The sequence below is a fragment of the Staphylococcus sp. HMSC067F07 genome, from assembly GCF_001837405.1.
Lineage (GTDB): Bacteria > Bacillota > Bacilli > Staphylococcales > Staphylococcaceae > Staphylococcus > Staphylococcus capitis.
Genome location: NZ_KV832234.1, coordinates 452,469 through 472,114, shown reverse-complemented (window position 1 = coordinate 472,114; position 19,646 = coordinate 452,469). Strand labels below are relative to the sequence as shown.

Annotated in this window: 21 protein-coding genes; 7 read left to right on the top strand and 14 right to left on the bottom strand. The window is 31.9% G+C overall.

All coding sequences use genetic code 11. The annotated features are described in order from the left end of the window. Window positions 1–194 precede the first annotated feature (194 nt). Window positions 195–734 (top strand): pentapeptide repeat-containing protein, encoded by a 540-nt coding sequence (locus HMPREF2706_RS05500; protein ID WP_002434461.1) that lies wholly within the window; start codon window positions 195–197, stop codon window positions 732–734. Window positions 735–812: 78 nt separating this feature from the next. Then, window positions 813–1,361, top strand: a complete 549-nt coding sequence (locus HMPREF2706_RS05495; protein WP_070862238.1) for a hypothetical protein — start codon at window positions 813–815, stop codon at window positions 1,359–1,361. A gap of 49 nt (window positions 1,362–1,410) precedes the next feature. On the opposite strand, the gene HMPREF2706_RS05490 is transcribed toward HMPREF2706_RS05495, so the two are convergent. From HMPREF2706_RS05490 to HMPREF2706_RS05465, 6 genes are all read right to left on the bottom strand, one after another. Next, window positions 1,411–2,739: a sodium-dependent transporter gene (locus HMPREF2706_RS05490; protein WP_030061254.1), complete on the bottom strand. Its 1,329-nt coding sequence runs from the start codon at window positions 2,737–2,739 to the stop codon at window positions 1,411–1,413. Between the two features lie 130 nt (window positions 2,740–2,869). Further along, the gene (locus tag HMPREF2706_RS05485) at window positions 2,870–3,118 is read right to left on the bottom strand and encodes a hypothetical protein (RefSeq protein WP_030061256.1); all 249 of its coding nucleotides are present in this window, start codon (window positions 3,116–3,118) and stop codon (window positions 2,870–2,872) included. Window positions 3,119–3,151: 33 nt separating this feature from the next. Beyond that, entirely contained in the window at window positions 3,152–3,886 is a 735-nt protein-coding gene (locus HMPREF2706_RS05480) for an alpha/beta hydrolase (protein ID WP_030061258.1), read from the bottom strand. Window positions 3,887–4,019: 133 nt separating this feature from the next. Continuing rightward, entirely contained in the window at window positions 4,020–4,871 is an 852-nt protein-coding gene (locus tag HMPREF2706_RS05475; protein ID WP_030061261.1) for a patatin-like phospholipase family protein, read from the bottom strand. A gap of 24 nt (window positions 4,872–4,895) precedes the next feature. Next, window positions 4,896–5,573: a phosphatase PAP2 family protein gene (locus tag HMPREF2706_RS05470; protein WP_070862237.1), complete on the bottom strand. Its 678-nt coding sequence runs from the start codon at window positions 5,571–5,573 to the stop codon at window positions 4,896–4,898. A 69-nt stretch (window positions 5,574–5,642) separates the two neighbouring features. Further along, on the bottom strand, window positions 5,643–6,326 hold the full coding sequence (locus tag HMPREF2706_RS05465) for a GNAT family N-acetyltransferase (protein WP_030061263.1): 684 nt from the start codon (window positions 6,324–6,326) through the stop codon (window positions 5,643–5,645). Window positions 6,327–6,537: 211 nt separating this feature from the next. On the opposite strand from HMPREF2706_RS05465, the gene HMPREF2706_RS11885 reads away from it, so the two are divergent. Further along, window positions 6,538–6,786, top strand: a complete 249-nt coding sequence (locus HMPREF2706_RS11885) for a hypothetical protein (protein ID WP_141761274.1) — start codon at window positions 6,538–6,540, stop codon at window positions 6,784–6,786. A 41-nt stretch (window positions 6,787–6,827) separates the two neighbouring features. On the opposite strand, the gene HMPREF2706_RS05460 is transcribed toward HMPREF2706_RS11885, so the two are convergent. From HMPREF2706_RS05460 to HMPREF2706_RS05450, 3 genes are all read right to left on the bottom strand, one after another. Continuing rightward, entirely contained in the window at window positions 6,828–7,196 is a 369-nt protein-coding gene (locus HMPREF2706_RS05460; RefSeq protein ID WP_070862236.1) for a Na-translocating system protein MpsC family protein, read from the bottom strand. 106 nt (window positions 7,197–7,302) lie between these two features. After that, window positions 7,303–9,873: a DUF2309 domain-containing protein gene (locus HMPREF2706_RS05455; RefSeq protein WP_070862235.1), complete on the bottom strand. Its 2,571-nt coding sequence runs from the start codon at window positions 9,871–9,873 to the stop codon at window positions 7,303–7,305. 17 nt (window positions 9,874–9,890) lie between these two features. After that, window positions 9,891–11,390: an NADH dehydrogenase subunit 5 gene (locus HMPREF2706_RS05450; protein ID WP_030061267.1), complete on the bottom strand. Its 1,500-nt coding sequence runs from the start codon at window positions 11,388–11,390 to the stop codon at window positions 9,891–9,893. Between the two features lie 613 nt (window positions 11,391–12,003). On the opposite strand from HMPREF2706_RS05450, the gene HMPREF2706_RS12455 reads away from it, so the two are divergent. The 4 genes from HMPREF2706_RS12455 to HMPREF2706_RS05445 all read left to right on the top strand — a co-directional run bounded on the left by HMPREF2706_RS12455 (window position 12,004) and on the right by HMPREF2706_RS05445 (window position 13,676). Next, entirely contained in the window at window positions 12,004–12,072 is a 69-nt protein-coding gene (locus HMPREF2706_RS12455; RefSeq protein ID WP_098905584.1) for an alpha-1/alpha-2 family phenol-soluble modulin, read from the top strand. Window positions 12,073–12,162: 90 nt separating this feature from the next. Further along, the gene (locus HMPREF2706_RS12450) at window positions 12,163–12,234 is read left to right on the top strand and encodes a PSM-delta family phenol-soluble modulin (protein WP_095323428.1); all 72 of its coding nucleotides are present in this window, start codon (window positions 12,163–12,165) and stop codon (window positions 12,232–12,234) included. A gap of 260 nt (window positions 12,235–12,494) precedes the next feature. Further along, a complete protein-coding gene (locus HMPREF2706_RS11880; protein WP_023349896.1) occupies window positions 12,495–12,758 on the top strand; it encodes a hypothetical protein in 264 nt (87 codons plus the stop codon). Between the two features lie 39 nt (window positions 12,759–12,797). Then, complete coding sequence (locus HMPREF2706_RS05445) at window positions 12,798–13,676, top strand: trypsin-like serine peptidase (RefSeq protein ID WP_002434468.1); 879 nt, start codon at window positions 12,798–12,800, stop codon at window positions 13,674–13,676. 155 nt (window positions 13,677–13,831) lie between these two features. Here HMPREF2706_RS05445 and HMPREF2706_RS05440 read toward each other — a convergent pair whose 3' ends face one another. The 5 genes from HMPREF2706_RS05440 to HMPREF2706_RS05420 form a co-directional block, all read right to left on the bottom strand. After that, the gene (locus tag HMPREF2706_RS05440; protein WP_023349897.1) at window positions 13,832–15,034 is read right to left on the bottom strand and encodes a GTP-binding protein; all 1,203 of its coding nucleotides are present in this window, start codon (window positions 15,032–15,034) and stop codon (window positions 13,832–13,834) included. A 171-nt stretch (window positions 15,035–15,205) separates the two neighbouring features. Next, on the bottom strand, window positions 15,206–15,589 hold the full coding sequence (locus HMPREF2706_RS05435; protein ID WP_002454466.1) for a VOC family protein: 384 nt from the start codon (window positions 15,587–15,589) through the stop codon (window positions 15,206–15,208). Window positions 15,590–15,998: 409 nt separating this feature from the next. Continuing rightward, window positions 15,999–17,174 (bottom strand): MFS transporter, encoded by a 1,176-nt coding sequence (locus tag HMPREF2706_RS05430; RefSeq protein WP_070862278.1) that lies wholly within the window; start codon window positions 17,172–17,174, stop codon window positions 15,999–16,001. A 16-nt stretch (window positions 17,175–17,190) separates the two neighbouring features. After that, the gene (locus HMPREF2706_RS05425; RefSeq protein ID WP_023349899.1) at window positions 17,191–18,402 is read right to left on the bottom strand and encodes an ATP-grasp domain-containing protein; all 1,212 of its coding nucleotides are present in this window, start codon (window positions 18,400–18,402) and stop codon (window positions 17,191–17,193) included. Then, on the bottom strand, window positions 18,399–19,646 hold the full coding sequence (locus HMPREF2706_RS05420) for an ATP-grasp domain-containing protein (protein WP_070862234.1): 1,248 nt from the start codon (window positions 19,644–19,646) through the stop codon (window positions 18,399–18,401). The genes HMPREF2706_RS05425 and HMPREF2706_RS05420 overlap by 4 nt, the downstream gene beginning before the upstream one ends.

The window sequence follows — 19,646 nt, the reverse complement described above, 5'->3', positions numbered from 1 at the left end:
TACTAAGCGAAGAAATCAAATTACTTTTGCGAAATATAAAATCCTTAGAAATTAATTAAAAGTCAATCATATGTGATTATATGTGCAACATGTTATCATTAAAGTGAATAGAGCTAAGTTAAAGATGTATATACACATCTAAATATATGAATCCAAAATTGAGAGAAATTATAAACTAAAGGAGATAACAAATTATGACGAAACGTGACTTGTCCTTATCAGTATTTACGAAAGAAAATTTTAAAAATCTACGTTATACATCGTCTAATTTTAGAAATTCAATGTATGATGAATTAGAAGTTAATAAAAGTCGTTTTAAAAACTGCAACTTTAATGAAGGTATTTTTAAAAATATAAAAGCGATTTCTAATAGTAAGTTCACTACATGTGGTTTTAATAATTGCATCTTTGAGAGTGTTCATTTTTATAAGAATCAATATAAAGACACAACATTTGTGAATACATCATTTGATGAAACTGTTCTTAATAACATGGTCTTCCAAGATATCTTGTTCGACGAAAATCTCGCTCGTAATGTTAAAATGACGGATACTACATTCAAAAACGTTAACTTTAAAAATGTTGAAGTTGATAATGCTTCATTTGAAAATGTTAAATTCAAAAATTGTGCGTTCGATAATGTAGTCATTAAAAATGCTACAATGTCTCAAAAACTTATAAATGAATTACAAAAGCAACACGTCGAATTAGAGAATGTTCAACCTTCAAAGTAGATTTAATATAATTATGTTTAAGATAGGTCTAAGCTAGGTAAATTAAACCTAAATTAAAACTTTTGAGGAGGCCTTTATATGAATGTCACTGGCCATTATGAAGAATTTGATAAAAGTAATTTAAATAAAGAAGATTTAACATCTTTTGATAAAATTAAGCAAAATATAGAGAAAATTAAACAACTTAATGATTCAAATTCGGAAGATAGTAAAAAGCTTGAACAACAAATACAAAAAGATTTAAATGATTGGAAAGAATATTTAAAAGATGAGTTTAGACCTGATAACGAACCAGAAAAAGAACGTTTATCCAATATTAATGATAAGGTTAAAAGTGATTTAGATGCAGCTTTTAATTATAAAAATGGCGCTAAAGTAATGAGTTTATTAGAACCTGCTTATCAACGTAGTAAACGTGACTTACCTTATGGTAGAGCGCTCATCATTTATAGCGATAGTAACATTGTAGAAAATGCTAAAACGTTCTTCGAGTCTAATGAAGAAAATGAAAAATTAGCACATTTTATTTTAGATAAAAATATTGAATTAAGCGAAGAAATTATGTCTGATGATTTTGTAGAGTTACTTAAACTAGATAAAGCATATCTTGAAGCATACTTTAACTAAAAAATAAGGGATCGTTACCAATGAATTATTTTTCTGGTAACGATCCCTTTTATACTAATTGAACGATAAAGACTAATATAATCACCACTGGCATTACAAATTTAATTAAATAATACCAAGGTAAGAATAATTTGAACTTGTCTTTACCAAAGCTCTCTTGTAATAACTTTTTATCTAACAATTGACCTACAACTAATGTGGTACCTAAAGCACCTATTGGCATTAAAATGTTTGAAACAATAAAATCCATGTTATCGAAGATGGTGCCCGCACCTATTTTCACATCACTTAAACTACTAAATGAAAGGGTAGCCGGAATGCTAATCACAAATACTAATACACTGCCGATGAATGCTACTCGTTTACGTTTGCGATTATCATTTTTAGTAAAGTTAGATACATTTAACTCTAACAATGAAATAGAAGATGTCAATGCTGCAAATAAAAACAATACTAAAAAGATAAAGTAGAAAATCGCTCCAAAGTGCATTTGATTAAACACTAATGGTAAAACTTTAAATAATAAACCAGGACCTTCTTGAGGTTGGTAACCAAACGCTTTTAAAGCTGGGAAAATGGCTAAACCTGCTAAGATAGACACTAGAATATTCATAACTACAATTGAAATTGCTGAAGATTTAATAGTCATTTCTTTTGGTGCGTAGCTTGCATAAGTAATCATTCCTGTTGTACCAAGTGATAAAGTAAAGAAAGATTGCCCTAGTGCAAAGAGCACACCTTCCATTGAGACATCATGAAGTCTTGGTTGTAAAATATAGCGCACGCCCTCTAGCGCACCGTCTAAAGTTAAAGATTTTACTACAATAATTAATAAAAAGATAAATAATAATGGCATCATAATTTTAGATGCTTTTTCCAAACCTTTTTCAACACCGAGCATAACAATAATCATCGTTAGAAAAATAAATATCCCCTGTCCGAGTACTGTTAGCCAAGGATTACTAATAATATCTTCAAATTTGATACTAGTTAGAGAAATGGGCTTGAAAGATAGTGCTTGTACAATAACATTGCCCATATAGATGATAATCCAACCACCTATAACACTATAAAATCCAAATAATATTAATACGGCTAAATTCCCGTTCCATCCAATGAGATTTAACCATTTCTTACCAGTTAATTTACTATAAATTTGAGTCGTATATGTACGCCCCATCTTGCCTACAGTAAATTCCATTATGAGTAACGGAAGTCCTACAAAAATAGTGAAAATCAAAAACATTAATAAGAATGCGCCACCGCCGTATATTCCGGCCATGTATGGGAATTTCCACATTGCGCCTAAGCCAATTGCAGAACCTGCGCTAGCTAGGATAAAACCGGTAGATGTCTTCCACTGCGATTGGTTGCTCATTTTACCAACTCCCTTTAAAGCGCTAAAGTGTTTTTGTGCTTAAATACCACTGTATCACGAGTTGATTTTAAGTGCAATGTACCTATATATTGTCAGAATAATTAGATTTAACATTTTTGAATTTTAACTTTTACTCATCATCTAATCCATAAACAATATTTTGCCCCTCAGATACTTCCTCAATATCTAAACTCTCAATATGATTTACATTAATATAACGAACAATATCTTTTTTGATATATAGATACGGGAGTTCATCAAACTCATCTATAATACGTCTCACACAAGTGTCATAGTCGGGACCATTTTCAAAAGTTTTAAATTCTGTATAAGTTTTACCTGAAATAGTTGTATAAGTAAGTAAGAATGTGCGTTTCATAAACTATTAGTCTCCTTTAATATTTTATAGCTCTTACTCGTTATCGTTAAAAAATTCAACAATAGCTTGCTCTAATGCTTCTCGTCCCTCTCCATATGTCATTAAATGACCGCTTCTTTCAAAAGAATTCAATTCTTTATCCTCACTAGCAATATGGTCAAAAATAAATTGCGCACTATGGGAATACGCCTTATCATCTTGCTCGCCATACATTACCTTAGTTGGAATTGTAATTCTATCAAGATGAGACATGATATCATCAATGATATTTTGAAAAACCTCAATTTGTTTATTATACTTTTGAATATTTTCCAATTGATCAAAGCTTTCTGCGTCATCGAAGTTTAAAATTTGATTCATTCTTCGCCCGTAAGTTTCAAGTCTTTTAGCAATACCACTCTCACCTTTTTTATGAGGTGCTGACATGACAGCTATTCGCTCTAAATCAAATTGCTCAGCTAGCCTAAGCGTAAACAATCCTCCTAAAGAAACACCTGTAGCATAAATATGTTGATAACCTTCGTCCTCTAAGAAGTGATAGGCATCTTTAACTTCATTCCACCAATCATTAATATTAAATTGTGTAAATTGATCTAATGGTAAACCATGACCTGGATAGTTTGGCACATAACAGGTAAAACCTTGGTCATTTAAAGTTGTCGCTAAGTGCTTGACGTCGCGCACTGTACCTGTAAAAGAGTGTAATAAGAGAATCGCTTGGTCACGATTTCCCTTTAAATAAATTGGTTGAGGTGCTTTAATCTTCATTTCTTAATGTCACTCCTAATATAATTACGTTTTCTCAATTTTAGACGGCTCGCATGATACAGATAGACTGAATCATTTAAAAACACATTATTACTGAGCTATTCTATTTATTTTAACAAATGGATGATGGTATCTATGACATCCATACATGATGATGTTGTTTGATTTCTTCAGCTATTGATATGCCCTGCTCATAACCAGCATGTCCAATATTAATTAAATTATCAGGACTATAAATGTTCTCACCAATAGCTTTTTGACTATCATTATTTGGTGTGACAGTAATTACATTACTATTTTTATTTAATTTATTTGCATCATCGTTTACACTAGGTAGATTTCCATAACCATCAGCTAACGGGGCTATGATAATGATATTTTTAAAATCTTTAGCTGCCATTGCATTTGCTGGAGAAGTCATTCCTCCATCAATCCAATCTTGATTTAATAGGCGTATATGAGGCCATAAACCTGGTACAGCACCACTTGCTGCTACCGCTTCTTCTAACGGTATGTTGCTCTCTTTATTGAAAGTGGCTAGCTGTCCAGATTTGGCATTAATAGCGGTTATAAAAAGATTACCTGTCCAATCCACATTACCTAAGCGCTGACGGACTGCATGCATACGTTGGTTTAATGGCATTTTAGATGGATGCGTATAAACAATATCTCCAAGCATTTGACCTACTTTAATTGGATCATCTTTGCCTACAACAAATGCATTTTGCCAAAGACGATATAAATCCGAATTTAATGAACCTCTATCATTCGAACTAATTTGAGATGGTAATTCTAAATAATAGGATTTCATATCCACTTGATTTGCTAATATAGCACCAATAAATGAACCAGCTGATGTCCCAATAATCGCATCGGCACTAGATACATTTATATCATTTTCAATTAATCCTGCTAGAACACCTGCTTCCCATGCCATTCCTGTGATTCCACCGCCGCCTAGTACAAGTGCTTTATCATTTCCCATATTATCTAAACTCCTTATATCACTCTAGTTTTTCTTATTATTCCGTAAAGTAAACAAAGGGTAAGCCATTATAAATAGTAATACCCATACAACTGCTAATGTTCCACCGCCAATAACATCAGTAAGATAGTGTGCATGAAAATATAATCTGCAAAACAAAATGCTTATCCAGAGTATGCTTGTTACAATTATAATAATGATTCGAATCACTTTTACTTTTATAACAGGTACAATTGTAAGCATAATCACTAAAAAGAGTAAGATACTCGCATTAGAGTGACCACTAGGAAAGGACCATCCAGAATCAATAGCTAAATGACTAAATGGACGCTGTCTTTCCACAGTTTGCTTAATAAGATAATTAATCCATGTACCTGTAGTCATTAATAATAATACCCATATCGCTTGATGTTTATTTTTGAAAATAAACAAACATATAACGAGTATTGATGCTAATTTAAGAACGGCACTTACATCGCCAACTGTAGCACAAAAAGTCATATATAAATTTAAAATATCACCTTCATATACTCTTGGTGGGTGACCAAAGCATTGTGTAAACCACTCTAAAGATGATTTATCTATAACTTTGAGTAAGTGACAGTTTGTCATTACACCATACATCATAAAACTAAAAATAATAAGCAACATGATAAGCAAAGGAATTGTTACTTTTATTAAATTCAACCTTTCAATCTTCATTTAAACACCTATTTCTCTTAGTTGTGATAGAAGATAAATCATATTCTTGTTCTTCTTAAAACTAACTTTTTACAACTTATTAACTTGATTGCCTTTTTCATCAAAATTTTGAGGTTTTAGCCAAATTTCATATCTCTTTTTTATTTGAGGCCACTCTTTATCGATCATAGAAAACCATGCAGTATCACGATTTCTATTTTTATAAATAACTGCCTGTCTAAACACACCTTCAAAGGTAAATCCTAAGCGTTGTGCAGCTTTTTTAGAAGGCTCATTTAAATGATCACATTTCCATTCATATCTCCGATAACCTAAACCTTCAAAGACATATTGTGCTAATAAAAATTGGATTTCAGTAGCAACTCTTGTACGTTTTAACTGATTAGAATAATGTACATTACCTATCTCAATTGAGCCATGATTTTGATTTATCCTCATTAGTGAGACATAGCCTAATGCACGTTGCTGGTTGCGATCGATAATTGCGTAAAATACTGAGTCCTCCTTGTGTATTAAACGTTGGATGTACTTATTAAATTCCTCTTTGTGTAGAATTGGATTCTCAAATAAATATGTCCAACTAGGCCGACTATCTTCCTTACCTAAAACTTGAAACAAATCGTCAATATGAGATTCATTTAATTTAACTAATGAACTATACCTTCCGTCTAATTGTTCTTTTTTAGGAAATTGGAATTGATAATTATGAGATACTTCATCCCCTATAGGCTGATTAAATTGATTTATTCTCATTGAATACGCCTCACTTTAACCACAAATTCACTTGCTAAATGATTTATTATTTCTCATTCTACCTCAAATTCTAATCAATTACTTTTTCAAACAATCTCTTGTATTAATTTATGCACTAAGCTATCATTTATCATTAAGATTTTATACTTATTACATGAATATTAATGTATAATAAGTTTTATCTATTTTATATATGTTAGGAAGGAATATTTTGAAGGATAAGCGAATACTCATTTACATTGCTCTCATTATTACACTTATACGCTTTTTTATACCATTCTATCCCAACTTTGACACGTTATTATTATGGTTATTTATACTTTATATAATCCCTATTATTTTAAGTTTAATTGCATTTAAATCTGAAAAGTTAATCGCCACAATGGTTATTATTCCTAATTTAATGGGAATCATCTATCGTTTAGTTGTATACGTCAATGATTTATTTCATCTAAAATAAAAAACAGCACTATCTCTTCGATAGTACTGTCTTCATTCCGTTTATTGATTTATTCTTTTTTCAAAATTATCTTCTAATTTAAAAACAATCACGCGCTCACCAGTAACTGTGCTTAAATCACTATGAAATGTCACAACTTTTACGCCTGTCAAATCATAAATAATCGCATTTAAATCATCTTCTCCTGATTCGACAAGTTCTGAACGTGTAAGCTTAATATTTAATAAGCCTTCGTTCGTCTTACATACACGATATTCAGCAGGTGTTAATATACCTTGTAAATTAACAATTATCATATCGCGTAATATGTCAGTTTTTACAGATAATGACCCTCTACCTAGAAAGTCCTTTTCCCATTGCGTAATAGCTTTACTTATTTCGGATTCATAAATACCTTTAGTCTTTTTCATAACTAGACTACTCCTATATCTTGATTAACTATAGTTTAACATTAATCTAGATATTTCCGAAATCGCGTTAATTTAGATCACAATTCTTTATCACACTAATTAACAATTACCAATCTTTCCAGCTATTATTTTCATCAATACTAGCAAGTCTGACCCAACGATGATCAACTTTACGACGAAAATGATCATTTTCATTTAGCAGGCGTTGAATATGCGCATCAGGCGCTTGGATAACTACAAGGAGGCGTATTGGCGAATGATACATTTCATTATCTCCTGCCATAACAGACTGCCACGGCAGCCCGTACATTAAATCACTTGAGTTCCCTTGCATCACACCTACACCTGAAGTCACAGATTGTGTCGTCTTATTTCCACTACCATAAAAGTGTGGTGCCACTGTAGACGCATAATATTGTAAGTTAATCCATTGAGCAACAAGGGCAGGGCCTGAGATAATCGTGTTTAAAATTTGGCCATCTTCATCTTTCGCCCAATCATAATTGTGTAAGAATGCTCGCCCCTCTAGATCACTATTCTCAGTAATTTCACGTTTACCAATTATAAATTCTGCATTTTTAGCTAATCCCCATTCAGGTCGAACTTCGCTCCAATCACTTGCATAACGATGCGCTTCACCAATAGGGTCCTTGTGATGTTCATCAATACTCGGTAATTCACCTAGACGTTCTAAATTAGCTTTATAGCTTACCTTAGGCATTGCTACTTCTAATTGATCAAAAGCATGTTGTGCGGCTTCACTTAAGTGTGGCATGTAAATGTACTCTAAATAATCTACTGATGTTTTATGTTCTGCAGCTATAAAAACAGTGTCCTCAGGAATGTGAATTCCTTCTTGGGCTAACCCTTCTCTTACAGATGGCATATTACACATGGTAGCTAATAATTTAGCGTTAAATCCACTCGATGCCCCCCCACAAGCGCCACACTCTAATGTGGCATGATAAGGATTATTATGAGACTCACTACCATGACCGCCTAAAACTACAAGTGGTGCAAAGTCTTTTGTTAAATCCATTAATTGTAAAGCATTTTTAGAAAATTGAACTTGCTCTTCCTCAGTAAACCCTATCGGTAATTCAGAGTATTGACCGTGTTCTCTTTCAATTGTTAATTTGGCATCAGGTTTACGAAGCCATTTTTTTGTAAGACGATTCACAAATTGATGTGCTTTCTTCGGTAAAATGGTATTAGCAATAGTATTAATACTGAGAAATGGCCCACTTAGTTCGGGTAATAATAGACTAGGTAATACATTATGCTTCATTAGTTTAAATGTATAAAACATCGAAGTTACAGAACGTTGTTGTTGATTATACATATTTAACTCTTGTCGATCAGCATATTCCTTAATTTTATATGCAGGTTCTACCATGACCGGTAATGAATTATGCGTAAATTGCTCATCTAGCACTTCTTTTTGAATAGGTAAACCAAAGAATCCTGCTATACCTATCGTTTCAAAAGGACCTTCACTCTCTAAATGACGTCTAAACGGTTCAGAACGTACATCAATACAGAATGCTAGTTGTACTTGTGTTCTTTGTTTATCATGTATCTTACGTGGTGAATCATAGATTTTTTCAACTAATTCATTTTCATGCGTTTCTTCCCACGCATAAAGCCACAGTTTCTGGAAATATGCCGGACTAAAAGTTTCTACTAATTTTAAATAATCACTCTGTTTAGACGCCGGTAACTCTAACCATTCACTCACAGACATGTTGCTGTGATAAAGTAACGTATGAACTTGCTCCAAACCTTTTTTTATATGAAAAGGCAGTCCATTAGAGGTATCAAATTGACTATTAATCAGCAATGCTTCCATAGACAAGCGTATAGCTACATATTCAGTAAGTAAGTCTTTTTCAAATTCATTTTTTTCTGCACGGTAATACATCATTCCAGCCCAACCAGGTAATGATAATAAATGACTTTCTACATATGCTTGCTGGTTTTCTTCCTTAATGTTCAAATATTTAAAAGCTTGATAAATCGCTTCATTGACGTCATGAGATAGCATTTTAATTTTTTGACGTTGTTCTTTCTGTAACATTGGGTCGTGTTGTGCTAAATGTAACCATGCTGTATAAAAACCTTTATCACGTTGTGGCATTGTCCAACTTGATTGAAAATCGTCTAAATATAATTTTGACCATTTAATCATGTGTGCGTCTAAAATATCGATAAGTTTTTCTCCGTTTGAACTAAGACGGTCAGCACTCTTAGCTCTAACACGTGTTTGACTCACAGAATCTTTAAAATGATCTTTCACCCATTCTTCTAATTTTGTTTGATCATTTTCATTAAAATATTCCTCATCAATGTGAGATAAATGTTTAGCATTATCCATATATGCGTGAACTTCATTTTCAGAGAGAGGCGTATCAAAAGCGTTTATATCTTCTTGAAGAACGTCTTCAAACACCTTCTTATCAATCTCTCCATTTTTAATTCCTGCATGAATAGAAGCATGGTTAGGATACATATCAATATCTCTTACCTCTCTAATCCACTTTGCAACTTGATCAAAGGTACGATCTTCTAAACTTTCCCATGGATTGCGTGCAGCAAATATAGAAATAGGTGATAAGGGTGTAATGACACGTTTTGCACGTGATACCAATTCATTCATATCTTGTTGATATTGAGTCATAACCTTTCTCTCCTCTTTTATAAATATTTCTTCAGATAAGTTGGGTGACTTTCGATTGATTTCGTCTTGGCTTCACCTAATTTAACCAGCCACAAATACAAAACAGCAAACGCTTTTGAATCTCTCTGACGTGCAACCCAAATACTAAGAACGCTTCCAAACACTAAAATTAAAATACCAATGATCACACTCATTAATGGTGGATGAGCAACATTCATATAAACATGACTTAATGTATTGTAGAAATAATGATGTGTAACAATATAAACAAGAGCAACAATAACAATCATTATAATACCTATCACTCTACCGATTAGTCCTCTACTAAATGCCACCATTTGATTCCATGATACCATTAGCGACCACGCCAATATTAAAGCACTTAAAATTTCATATGCACTGCGGTCACTACCTAACCAAAATAAAATAGCAATAATAATTGCTAAGCAACGACCTAATACTACCCAACTATAAGAACGCTTAGCGCTAGGTGGTATTGGTATATTAAATCGTTTCACAACCGAACCTGATTGTAAGAATAGCGTTGCTTTAAATACACCATGTAAAATTAAATGAATAATCGCTGCTGAGTAAACTCCTAAGGCACATTGAACAAGCATAAAGCCCATTTGGCTCATCGTAGAACCAACTAATTGTCTTTTATAATCCACATGTACCAAGCTGATGCCAGACCCTAGTAATACAGAAATACTTGCGATAATTAACAAGATAGTAATTGCTAATGGGTCATTAAAGACAGGTGAAAACCGTGTTAGTATTATGCCTCCCGCATTCACAATGCCCGCGTGCATAATTGCAGAAACAGGCGTAGGTGCAGCTACTGATTCAATTAACCAACTTTGGAATGGAAATTGAGCAGCAGGTACGATTACTGCTAAAACGATGAGCATATCAATGATGAATCTCATACCACTAGTTATTACGTCATCGTTTGCTAAAGTGACATTAATATGCCAGTTTCCTGTAGCTACATATAATAAGATGACAGCAACAAGTAATGAGAGCCATCCCAAAGCAAATGACTTTCCAGATACTTTAGCCGCCTCGTAAGGTATCTTCCAAGAACGATTTACTCTTATGAGTAGCGTTAAAGAAAGTAACGTTGCTCCCCAAAATAAAACCATCAATCTCAAATCTCCACTTAACCATGCAATAGATGCAAAAGATGTGATTAACGTAAATAATGGAAAATACTTGCGGTAATTACGGTCACCTATTAAATAACGAACTGAGAACTTTTGAATAATAAAACCTAAAATAAGTATGAAACTTCCCATTAACCACGCGAGATGATCCATTGTAAAAGGCCCAATTTGTTCTCTATCACTAACATTCAATAGTCCTATAACACTTATAATAATTGGTAGAACAATGAGATAAAGGTGTATTTTAATGTATTTAATTGGTACTGATGGAATGAGAAATATTAATCCACTCAGTATAGCAATGACAAGTGTTATAAAAAATACTATTAAAATGATGCTCATACTTAACATTGCACGTCCCCCACTTTTCAAAAATGACTTCTATTTCACTTAATTTCCATAATAAAAAAGCCTACAATAGTTAATCCCTTCACCACCATTGAATACAATGATGGTTTAAAAGAATTTATAACTACTGTAGGCTTCAATTCAACTCAAGTATGTATAGAGTAAACATGTTAATCAATTAAACATGTACTATTATTAACTTTATTTAAATAAGCTGCCTATATATCATTTATAGCAAAGTAAAAACTCTTTCTTCTTCATCAATTTGGATGTCGAAATCCATAATCGCTAAAGTAAGACTTAGCTGTTACTTTTGCGCACATTAGTATAAATGTAATTCATTTTAATACTAATGTCAATTTAAATTGGCTTGTCACACCAATTTTTCTACCTAAAATAAGGTTAAATTGTGAAGTGAAGAACAAGCTCAAAATATGAATGTAAAGGTTTTGTAAAGGTTTACACTACTTAACTACATCTAGGAATAATTGTGTGTAACTTAATGACCTAAAAATTTCACTTAGGCTATTTAATAAACGAGTTAGGGAATATCACACCCAAAACATCACTTTCTCGTTAAACTATACATATCAACTAAGCAAAGGAGGTAATTTTAATGAGTGATATCATCAATCAAATCGTTAAAGTTGTCAAAGGCTTAATTGAAAAATTCACTAACAAATAAGTTTATTGATTCATTTAGCTATTACTCATAGCTTATGAATATTCAATAAAAATTCTCTAACATACAATGTTGTGAAGGGAGGCAACAAACATGGGTATCGTTACAACTATCATCGAAATCGTTAAAACTATCGTAGACTTAGTTAAAAAATTCAAAAAATAGTCTATAATTTTTATCCAAACCACTACCTAATAAGGTAGTGGTTTTTTTATTTGCAAATCACTTACTACTTGAATAATAGATCTCCCCACTATCTAATCGCCCTTTCTTTTTGTTTATTTATATTAAAAATTAAAATAACTATTGTAATAAACATATTTATACATATAATAGAATATACAGCATGAAATTTGCTAACTCTTAACTATGATTTCAATGCTAAAAATTTAATTATTACTACGACATCGAAAGGAACGACATACATGAGAAATCTATCAATTTTAGATATTTTATCAATCTTATTCACACTAATTAGCGTGTTTATTTGCTATACAACAATGTTCACTAATCTATATAACGAAAGTGGATTTAGTTTTTGGTATTTCCCAGGTGCAACATTTTTCGTTATATCTATCATTGTTAACATTTTAGGAATGTTTAGAAATAATAAATCACTTAATATTTCTCTATTCTTCGTTAACTTTTTTGTGTTACTCATTTTCACTACGCCATTCGCTATTGTCTAATTAGATCATTTATTTTCATTAACAAAGGGAGAGCTAATTATGAAAATATCTCAAATCATTAAAACTGTTATTGCTGGTACACTGATTTCAACATCCACTATTACATTTAGTTTGTACCACAGTGAAAAAGCTAAAGCTGAAGTTGATCATTATTATCGAGACGGGTTTCAGTATCCAACATATGTTACAGCTTTGAATAAAGCTAAAAAAATCAGTAATAAGAAACTTAGTATCTCGCATTACACAACTACTAAACAAAGTAAATTAAAAGCAATTGGTAGAGTATCTAATAAGAATGGCTGGAAAAAAGGAAGCAACGACCCAAAAGTAAGAAAACAAGATTCAATGGGAACAGGAACAGTGATAGGTTCGCATACATTTATTACGAATGCCCATGTCATTGATGACAGATATGGTAAAGCTGCAGCTGCTAAATACATTTCATTCGATATGAATCGAGATGGCAAGTCTATCCCATATCATTTTCATGCCTCAAAGGTGATTAAAGTACCTCAAAGCGATATTGCGGTAGTACATACTAAAGAAAATATGGGCAAGTATGTTAAACCTATACGAATCGCTACGGACAAAGAAATTAAAAGTTTAAAATTCAACTCGACACTTTACTCATTAGGTTATCCATGGCAACATAATGATAATACTAAGGCATATTTTAATCGTTTACGCTTTGTACAATTTTCTGGAAATGGTTCAGAAATACTAACAAAAGATATTTTCAGATCAGGCGCTTCAGGTTCACCGATGTTAGATTCCAAATTCAGCAAAATTTATGGCTTGAGAACATATGGATATAATTTAGATGGAAAATCAACAGACCAATATGCGAAACAAGAAATGGCTGGTGGCGAATCATTTAAAGGTTCGGCAGGTCAATTTGTTAGAAAGAATATTAAATAAATTAAAACAGGTTATTGCAGGAGTGCTTAATTACATTCACTTTTACAATAACCTGTATTTTTAATGTATTTTTCACGTGGAACAATCACTTATTTTCTTGAAACTCAAGACTCTAAGTTCACCCAGAATAGTAAATGATACGCATCAACTCCTCACTACATTCTTTTATCATATTTCCATTGATAAGGATCGTAAAGTAATCGCCAATCTTGATTAATTTCTGAAGTATTTATTAAACAAGCATCTAGCTGTCTAGTTATTTCCTCTTGGTCTAAGTCAGTTCCTATAACAACAAATTGCGTATGACGATCCCCATATTCTAAATCCCATTCAGCAGCTACTTCCGCACGTGCTTGAAGTATTTCTTTCTGCTTTTGTTCAGGCATGGTAGCAACCCAATATGTTACAGGATGAACATCACATGACGAGCCTGCTTGCGACAATAAACAAGCTACACTATTATGTTGTGCAAACCAAACGATTCCCTTTGCTCTCACGATATTGCTAGGTAAATGATCGAACCAATCTTTAAAACGTTCTGCGTTAAATGGGAGTTTTCTGCGATAAACAAATGATGAAATTCCATACTCCTCTGTTTCAGGCGTATGATGTTCATGACCACCTTCTGTAAGCTCTTTGATCCATCCCGCAGACTCACTTGCCTTCTCAAAGTCAAATAACTGTGTATTTAATACTTCTGATAAATCAACTTCTGAATTTACTGTTTTAATCATCTTTGCTTCAGGTTGTAACGCTCTAAGAGTCTGTTCTAAACGACCTAATGCCTCTTTACTTACTAAATCAGTTTTATTGATAATCATCACATCACAGAATTCAACCTGGTCAATCAGTAAATCTGCTATTGTGCGTTCATCAGCATCCCCTATACTTTCATCTCTATCAGCTAATAAATCTTCAGATTGTATATCGTTAACAAAACGATTCGCATCCACTACAGTTACCATAGTATCTAACCTACATAAAGCGGTTAAATCAATCCCCAATTCTTCATCTATATAGGAAAATGTTTGCGCAACCGGTACAGGTTCTGAAATTCCTGTAGACTCAATGACAATTTGGTCAATACCGCCCTTTTTAACTAAACGTTCAACTTCTTTAAGTAAATCATCTCTTAAAGTACAACAGATACACCCATTTGATAGTTCGACAAGTTTTTCATCCGTTCTAGATAACCCTCCGCCTTGAGCGACTAAGTCTTTATCAATATTGACCTCACTCATATCATTGACTATGACAGCAATTCGACGCCCCTCTCTATTTTTAAGAATATGATTAAGCAATGTTGTCTTTCCAGCACCTAAATATCCACTTAGCACTGTCACTGGTATCTTAGCCATTCATATAACCTCTCTTTATGTAAATAGTAATTATTACGTTTTACATTTTATAGAAAGTTGGTTTAAGTATCAACCTATTCTTTTGAAAATGAGTTTAGCAATAGCACAAATAAAAAAAGTTAGTTAAAAACGTTTCTCGTTTTTAACTAACCCATAACGAATTGTTTAATTTTAAAATGTGCCATTAATGAAGTAATTTAATACCCATGTAATACCATTTAGGCGGTCTTTAACTTCAGCATGATACGCATTAAAGAACGTCTTCTCTAATTTCACTTTAATTTGACCACCGTCATCTACTAATCGTTGATACACACGTTCCAATTCTTCTTGCGAATCACATTCGATAATGAGGTGAGGATTTTTAGAAATCGGATGTTTATGGAAAGTATCTGCGAAATGAACAAAAGTACTCTCTCCAATAATCAATTGGGCATGATACGTTTTACCATCTTTACCCATCAGAATTTCAGTATTTGCCTGAAATACATCTTTATAATAACTTAATGATTTATCTACGTCTTTTACATAAATAAATGGACTGACAGTCTTCATATACCCCTCCATAATTTTAGTCTTAAAGTTTGTTTAACAAATATATATTAAACTTTCGAAAATTTCAAAAATCTTAATGTTTAATTTTTTACGTTGTACTACAATTCAATACAACAAAGCCACTCCTTAATGGAGTGGCAATTTATTTAAAACTTAGGTCCACCATGTACTAGAATACTTCTTAAGAAGTCGAAGACTTTTTTCGCGAATTGAATTAAATCACTCATGAAATTCATCTCCTCTCAATTATTTCTTTACATTATTATTATAAAACCTTTAAGATATAATGAATAAATTTTGCTTAACTGACAGACTTGAATACTTAGACGTTGAAATCATCACAATATATAACATTTAAATCTATATTTATACACTTATGAATTTAAATATACAATTCCAATCTTGATGATTATGCAATTTTATTACTTTTATAGAAAAATAATATACTGAAAGAGGTTATAATTGATAACAATCCGAATATTATCCAACTTTGCTGAATAATGTCTAAACACACACCACCTATGATTGGCGCTAACAAAGCTCCCAGGTTTTGCAACCCAGCTAACGAATAATATGTCCCTTTAAAATTATCATTAGATAATGCATCAATACGTATATCCATCATTGTAAAAACCAACATTTCGCCTAAAGTAAACACGACCATTGATATACATTTTAAGATAACATCATCAATTATCCCTAGAGCAAATAAACTCACAGGTAATAAGAAGGCCCCCGTAATCATTGCTGTTTTAATGGATGCGCGTTTGCTAAAAACATAAAAGAAGAATTGACATGTGATAACAGTAATTCCATTTACTGAAAGTAACAACGCAAATAACTTTGAGGCATTAAGATTTTTATAATATATAGCAAAATATTGGGGTAATATGCTAGTCATAACGGTATAACCAAACACAAACAGGATCAATCCAATGATTAAATATGAATATGCTCTATCATCACGAAATGTAGTATACATACGACTAATATCAACTTTCAAAGTATTATTTTTATTTTGTAAATCTATTTTAAGTACGTAAAATGCATATATAAACGCATTGAAATTGATACAATAAGCCATAAAAATGATGTAACAAATAATATGTACACCTAAGAATTGTAATTGTACTGACACCAATGGAGCTAATGTAGCTGAAATGTTAACAAGATAATAGCGTATATTAAATACAAATTCCTTATTCATTTTATCAGTGGATAATGCCAAAATTGTTTTATATGTCGGCGAAAGAAGACTACTTCCAATACTATTAACTAAAGCAAATATAACGAAAAATAGACATTTACTGATTAGAGGGAAACATAGGAAACTCATTGCCGATAGAAATAAACCAACAAAAATAATGACTTTTTTATCGATTTTGTCTATAAAAGGCGCCGCTATAAAACTCATAAATAGAGATGTAATCGCAAATGTCGAAACTACCAAACCTATTTCCAAACCACTTAAATGATAATTTTGAGCTAAATAAATAGATAAAAAAGGTATAATCAGAAAATAGCTAAATCTTTCAAGAAATGTAGCTAAAAATAATATATATATGATTTCAGGTAAATTTTTCAATAAAAACTCCTTTATTCTATTGATGATGTTCCCATATAACATTTTTTTCATACCATTCATTGACAATATTAATTCTAGAAATAAGTTCATTTTCACTGTTGCCTTCTATTACAACAGATATGATATGATCAACACTTAATTGCGCATCGTTATATGTTTTATTTTTTTTAGCAAAAATTTTAGTCGCTACTACCCAGTCAAAATCTAAATTTTTCTTAATTCCTTTATAGACGCCACGTTGAGGTGGAATCAAAACAAAACCAGAGTATCGTTCAACTGGTTCTTGTGGAATTGAAATAGTATGTTCCTCAAACATTTGCAAATATAAACTTTCTTTATTTAAGTGTATATACGTCGAATTTTGAATCACTTTTCCTATTTCTGCGCCTCCAGTTCTACTGCCTATTTCACAAAAATAAACTTCGCCACTGTTAGTTACGAAAAATTCAGCATGAAATGAGCCGTTTGGAAAGCTAGGTAATATATCTATGACTTTTTCAGCTTGTGCTTTTAAAATTTTATTGATCGAATTTTTTTCTTCAATCATAAAACTCGATAAAGGTTGATTTTCTTGAAATTCTAAACAGCCTTTATAGTATTTAGAAACATAAGAAACGATGACTTCATGATTTTGAATTAATCCATCAACATGATACATTTCTCCATTGATAAATTCTTCGATTTCATAATTATTTATATTTAGATTTTTTTCAAAAAAGGCGTCTATGTCTTGTTGATTCTTAATAATATATACATCCATGGATCCTGAACCATAGATTGGTTTTAAAACCACAGGATAGCTCGTTTGTTGAATAAACTTTTCAACTTGTGTTTTAGAAATTACTTTTTCAAATTTAGGAATATTTACAGATGAATCATATAGTAATTGTTTCATCAATATTTTATTTCTATATGATTCCGCACTCATCAATAACTGACCGGGACAATGTAGTATCTCTCTTAACCGCGCACTCCGTACAACGTCAAATTCCGATATGGATAATACATTTGTGATATTGTACTTTTTGCTTAGCTGTATCGCTTTAGTTTCAACCTCCACGTTATCCATGTAATTTTCAAATGCTTCAATTAATAAAAAATGCTGTGAATTGAATGTATGTTCTTTTTCTACTGGACAAAAAAGAATAATATTTTCTTTAGCATTAGGAAACCATAAATCGTAAGGCGTTTTGTTTCCATCGGTACTAGACAATATAATTACAGTCATTGTATCTCAACCTTTATAAACGATTCGATTTCATCGATAGTATTTTCAATATCTTCAGTGCTTTCTCCTTCTAAAATAATATTTGCAATGAAGCAACTAGAGAAATGTTGTGGTGGCATAATGACTTCATCGCCTTCTTCTTTCAAAGGTATGACGGCAATGACTCCGGGAATTTCCATAATAAAATCTAGACCTGCACTTTTTTTGAACAGTCCACTTTGATGTGCACGTATACTATAAAAGCATAATTTTTTATTACCATTTTCATAATCTGGCCAGCTATCTTTAACATTATTTCCAATAGCAACATCAATGATTTTTTCGATAAATGAGTGACCCGAAGAGAGTCTAATAAGATGCGACGTTATGAAGCCACCAGCTGGTCTCGCTGCAATCTCTATCACTTTAAAACCAGATTCCGTCAACCGACCTTCTAAATGAAATGCACAGTGATCAATTTTTAAACTTTGAATCGCTAATTTCGTTTTCTTTTTAATTTCATCTTTCACCTTTTCAGGCTTATCAGAAGGGAAAAATGCAATATATTCTAAAGAAAATTTAGGTGTTACCCTTTTATCAGTAATTCCAGCAATAAATACTTCTTTATTTTGCACAACACCTTCGACAGAGAACTCTTCTCCTTCAATGTATTCTTCATAAATATATAGATTAGGGTAGTAACTATAAACCTTATCTTTATTTGGGGAGGTAGAATCCAATAATAAATTAAAAGTATCTTCCAAATGTGCTTTACTTTCAATTTTAAAAATACCTTTGCTACCAGAGGCACCAACTGGTTTTAATATACCTGGCATTCCAATATTAGCTACTGCCTCTTTTAAATCATTCAAGCTTTTAACCTCTTGAAAATTTGGGCAAAGCCCCTTAACACTCGACATAGCTTGTCTCATAAAATATTTATTTCTCACATTTTGTACTATTTCTGGATTAATACCAGGCAAACCCAATTCTTTGTTTAAAAATGACACAAGCTCTACATCTTTATCTGACCAAGTAAAAACACCACTAATTTTTATATTTTTGTTGTATTCAATAACTGTATTAATCGTTTTTTGAATATCATAAGAATCTATAATAATTAATTCATCTACTAATTTTCCGATTAACTTAGGATTTTTATCTGCCATTAAGACAACACGATACCCTAAATTTTTAGCTTCTATAATAGGTTGAACTCTTTCTACCTTATGGCTTCTTATATTTATAAACAATAAGGTTTCCAT

What these genes read in the sequence shown, in the direction of transcription:
- HMPREF2706_RS05485 (WP_030061256.1), bottom strand. Translation starts at nt 3,118, where the DNA reads ATGAAACGCACATTCTTACTTACTTATACAACTATTTCAGGTAAAACT.
- HMPREF2706_RS05465 (WP_030061263.1), bottom strand. Translation starts at nt 6,326, where the DNA reads ATGAGAATAAATCAATTTAATCAGCCTATAGGGGATGAAGTATCTCAT.
- HMPREF2706_RS05425 (WP_023349899.1), bottom strand. Translation starts at nt 18,402, where the DNA reads ATGACTGTAATTATATTGTCTAGTACCGATGGAAACAAAACGCCTTAC.
- HMPREF2706_RS05495 (WP_070862238.1), top strand. Translation starts at nt 813, where the DNA reads ATGAATGTCACTGGCCATTATGAAGAATTTGATAAAAGTAATTTAAAT.
- HMPREF2706_RS11880 (WP_023349896.1), top strand. Translation starts at nt 12,495, where the DNA reads ATGAGAAATCTATCAATTTTAGATATTTTATCAATCTTATTCACACTA.
- HMPREF2706_RS05500 (WP_002434461.1), top strand. Translation starts at nt 195, where the DNA reads ATGACGAAACGTGACTTGTCCTTATCAGTATTTACGAAAGAAAATTTT.
- HMPREF2706_RS05475 (WP_030061261.1), bottom strand. Translation starts at nt 4,871, where the DNA reads ATGGGAAATGATAAAGCACTTGTACTAGGCGGCGGTGGAATCACAGGA.
- HMPREF2706_RS05470 (WP_070862237.1), bottom strand. Translation starts at nt 5,573, where the DNA reads ATGAAGATTGAAAGGTTGAATTTAATAAAAGTAACAATTCCTTTGCTT.
- HMPREF2706_RS05480 (WP_030061258.1), bottom strand. Translation starts at nt 3,886, where the DNA reads ATGAAGATTAAAGCACCTCAACCAATTTATTTAAAGGGAAATCGTGAC.
- HMPREF2706_RS05450 (WP_030061267.1), bottom strand. Translation starts at nt 11,390, where the DNA reads ATGTTAAGTATGAGCATCATTTTAATAGTATTTTTTATAACACTTGTC.
- HMPREF2706_RS05440 (WP_023349897.1), bottom strand. Translation starts at nt 15,034, where the DNA reads ATGGCTAAGATACCAGTGACAGTGCTAAGTGGATATTTAGGTGCTGGA.
- HMPREF2706_RS05435 (WP_002454466.1), bottom strand. Translation starts at nt 15,589, where the DNA reads ATGAAGACTGTCAGTCCATTTATTTATGTAAAAGACGTAGATAAATCA.
- HMPREF2706_RS05420 (WP_070862234.1), bottom strand. Translation starts at nt 19,646, where the DNA reads ATGGAAACCTTATTGTTTATAAATATAAGAAGCCATAAGGTAGAAAGA.
- HMPREF2706_RS05490 (WP_030061254.1), bottom strand. Translation starts at nt 2,739, where the DNA reads ATGAGCAACCAATCGCAGTGGAAGACATCTACCGGTTTTATCCTAGCT.
- HMPREF2706_RS05445 (WP_002434468.1), top strand. Translation starts at nt 12,798, where the DNA reads ATGAAAATATCTCAAATCATTAAAACTGTTATTGCTGGTACACTGATT.
- HMPREF2706_RS05455 (WP_070862235.1), bottom strand. Translation starts at nt 9,873, where the DNA reads ATGACTCAATATCAACAAGATATGAATGAATTGGTATCACGTGCAAAA.
- HMPREF2706_RS05460 (WP_070862236.1), bottom strand. Translation starts at nt 7,196, where the DNA reads ATGAAAAAGACTAAAGGTATTTATGAATCCGAAATAAGTAAAGCTATT.